General features: G+C 63.4%; 2 protein-coding genes. Both read right to left on the bottom strand.

Going from position 1 to position 2,919, the window contains the following annotated elements:
• Window positions 1-27: 27 nt before the first annotated feature.
• Complete coding sequence (locus tag ACIBI9_RS67795; RefSeq protein ID WP_397239662.1) at window positions 28-1,008, bottom strand: IS3 family transposase; 981 nt, start codon at window positions 1,006-1,008, stop codon at window positions 28-30.
• Window positions 1,009-1,060: 52 nt separating this feature from the next.
• Window positions 1,061-2,329: a group II intron reverse transcriptase/maturase gene (gene ltrA / locus ACIBI9_RS67790; protein ID WP_397239660.1), complete on the bottom strand. Its 1,269-nt coding sequence runs from the start codon at window positions 2,327-2,329 to the stop codon at window positions 1,061-1,063.
• Between the last annotated feature and the right edge of the window lie 590 nt (window positions 2,330-2,919).

The raw sequence follows: 2,919 nt of genomic DNA, 5'->3' as shown, positions 1-2,919 counted from the left end.
TGAACCGCCCCGACTTTGATGGAGACCTCAACGGTTGATTCCGGCGGGTTCGCTGGGTTGGTGTTGAGCGTAGTAGAGAGCCTCGTACTCCTCTGGTGGCAGGTGTCCAATCGCTGAGTGCAGGCGGGTGGCGTTGAACCAGTCGACCCATTCGGCGGTGGCCAGCTCGACGTCGGCCAGGCTTCGCCAGGGCCCTCGGGGCTTGATCAGCTCGGTCTTGTAGAGGCCGATCTGCGATTCCATCAGGGCATTGTCGAGCGCGTCGCCGACGGTGCCGATGGAGGCGTCGATCTCGGTCGCCAGCAGATGCGTGGTGAACCGGAAAGACGTGTATTGACTACCGGCATCGCTGTGGTGGATCAGCCCCGGCTCGACCGGCCGACCGATGCGCTCGCGCCGCCACAGGGCCATGTCCAGGGCGTCGAGTACGAGCGTGGTGTGCTTGGTCAGCGAGGCGGCCCACCCGACGACGGCCCGGGAGTAGATGTCCACGACGAAGGCGACGTAGACGATGCCGCACCAGGCGGCCACGTGGGTGAAGTCGGCCACCCAGGCGGCGTTCGGCCGAGTCGCGGTGAAGTCGCGCTGGAGCCGGTCGGCCGCCCGCTCGTGGCCGGGGTCGGCGATGGTGGTGCGCACCTTTTTGCCGCGCCGGGCGCCTTGCAGGCCGAGGGCGCGCATGCGCCGTTCGACGGTGCAGCGGGCCACCCGGTGCCCTTCGCGCTGGAGTTGATGCCAGATCTTGCGGGCGCCGTAGACGCCGTAGTTGGCGGCATGGATGCGCTGAATGTGGGCGTCCAGTTCGGCGTCGCGCAGGGCGCGGGCCGAGGGTGGGCGGTTCTTGGCGGCGTAGTAAGTGCTGGTGGAGATGGGGCAGCCGTGTTCGGTCAGGACACGGCAGATCGGCTCGACACCGAACACGTCGGCGTGCTGGTCGATGAAGGTCACGAGTGCGTGTGTGGCCGGTCGAGCTCGGCCGCGAAGGAGAGTCGGCGGCGGGAGTCTCACCCGCCGCCGCTCGCAGAACCGTGCGTGAACCTCGCAGCTCACACGGCTCCCATCATCCAGTTGTCCTCGTTGTCGCTGGTAGAGCACCGAACCGCCAATGCGCGAACATGCGCGGACTCCTCTGCGCCATCGCGGCCAGCAGACCCCACGCTCGTTTCGGTCTTCTTCTCAGCTTCTTATATTTCCGCATGGCCCACCGCACCAAGAACTCGTTGAGGCCATAGAACGCTGCATACAGCGCGGACTTGTAGAACCGCCCGTAGTAGGCAATCCAGCCTGCCACATGCCTGTTGACCTGCTCGACGATGTCAGCGAAGGTCATATCACTGCGCCGATGGATACGCCAGGCACGGATCGCATGGCGAATCCGTACCACGGCATCCCGGCTCACTCCCGGCAGAAAGGCCACGAAGAACGTGCCGAGCTTCGTGTTGAATGACTGCCGGGGCCGGAACGTGTATCCGAGGAACGTGAATTGCTCGTACTCATGCGATCCGGCGCGGTTCGCATCCTTGCAATAGACGATCCTGGTCTTATCGGGATGCAGCGCCAACCCACACTCGGCCAACCGGGCGGCTATCTTGTCCCGGATGAACTCCGCCTGGGCCTTGCTGCGGCAGTGCACCACCACGTCATCGCAATACCGCTCGAACGTGACGCTCGGGTAGGTCCGAGCCATCCACGCATCGAACGCATAATGCATGAATAGGTTGGCCAGTAAAGGTGATATTGCCGATCCTTGCGGGGTTCCCATCGTCCGCTCGACCACAGTGCCATCTTGTCGCTGCAACGGCGCTTCCAGCCACCGACGCACATACAACAAGATCCACCGCTCGGTGGTGTGGCGTTCCACCGCCTTGAGAACAAGGTCCCACGGAACAGTGTCGAAGAACGCCCGAATATCGAGATCGATGACCCAGTCGTTCTCCCAGCATCTTCGCCGCGTCACCGCCAGCGCATCCAGCGCTGATCGCCCCGGACGATAGCCATAGGAGTCGGCATGGAACATCGGCTCGACTTCTGGCTCCAACACCATGCACACCACAGTCTGAGCGATCCGATCAGCCACCGTGGGGACTCCCAGCAAGCGGGTTCCCCCGGCTTTCTTCGGTATCTCCACCGCTCGCACCGGCGGCGGGAAGTAACTCCCCGACGACAGTCGGTTCCATAGCTTGAACAGGTTCCCTTTCAGGTCCTGCTCGAACTCGGCAATTGACTGCCCATCGACACCCGCCGCACCTTTGTTGGCCGCGACCTTCTGATACGCCTCCCACACCAACCGTTTGGAAATATTAAACGATTTCAGCTTCGGCTCATCCACGCGTTCCTCCCGCGAACGGTTGACACGCGATGAAGCCACGGATGACCCGCCCCCTTCGCTCCACTCCCATTACAGGAGCTTCCGCACTACTACAGGGCGGTCCGCCCCTGTGCCCTGGACCGGTACTCCGCCTCTCACGGTTTCTGCCGCTTGAGGAACTCCCTCCACCCCGTCCATCGTGCGGGGATCCCAGGACGACAGGTTCTCCTGTTCCATGCAAGAGCCTGGATCGCGCTCGCGCCCTCTTCATGCCGGACACCACCAGAGCAGTAGACAGGTATCCCTCTGGCTCATCCCGGAACCGCTTTCCCATCCCGGTTTTGATGTCATCTACCGCATTTCGACACGTCGACAAGGGTTCGGTTTCACTCGCCTTCGCGATCCACACCTGACGCACTCACGGCGCGCCTTTTCCGCAACGCTCACCACCCCGGCTCTTTACCGACGCAGCTTGCGGTGGTTTGCAGCCTCCGCCTGCACGGCGGCTACGGAGGGCCCACCTCCATCTCTTGCACAGCACCGCCAACCGTCGGGTCGGCACCTACCCGACCCGACAGTCAGCGTTCAGGACACACGAAAGCCGACGCGGC

The sequence above is a fragment of the Nonomuraea sp. NPDC050451 genome (assembly GCF_044458585.1).
Note: the sequence above shows the minus strand (reverse complement) of the source record. Positions and strands in the feature narration are given on the sequence as shown.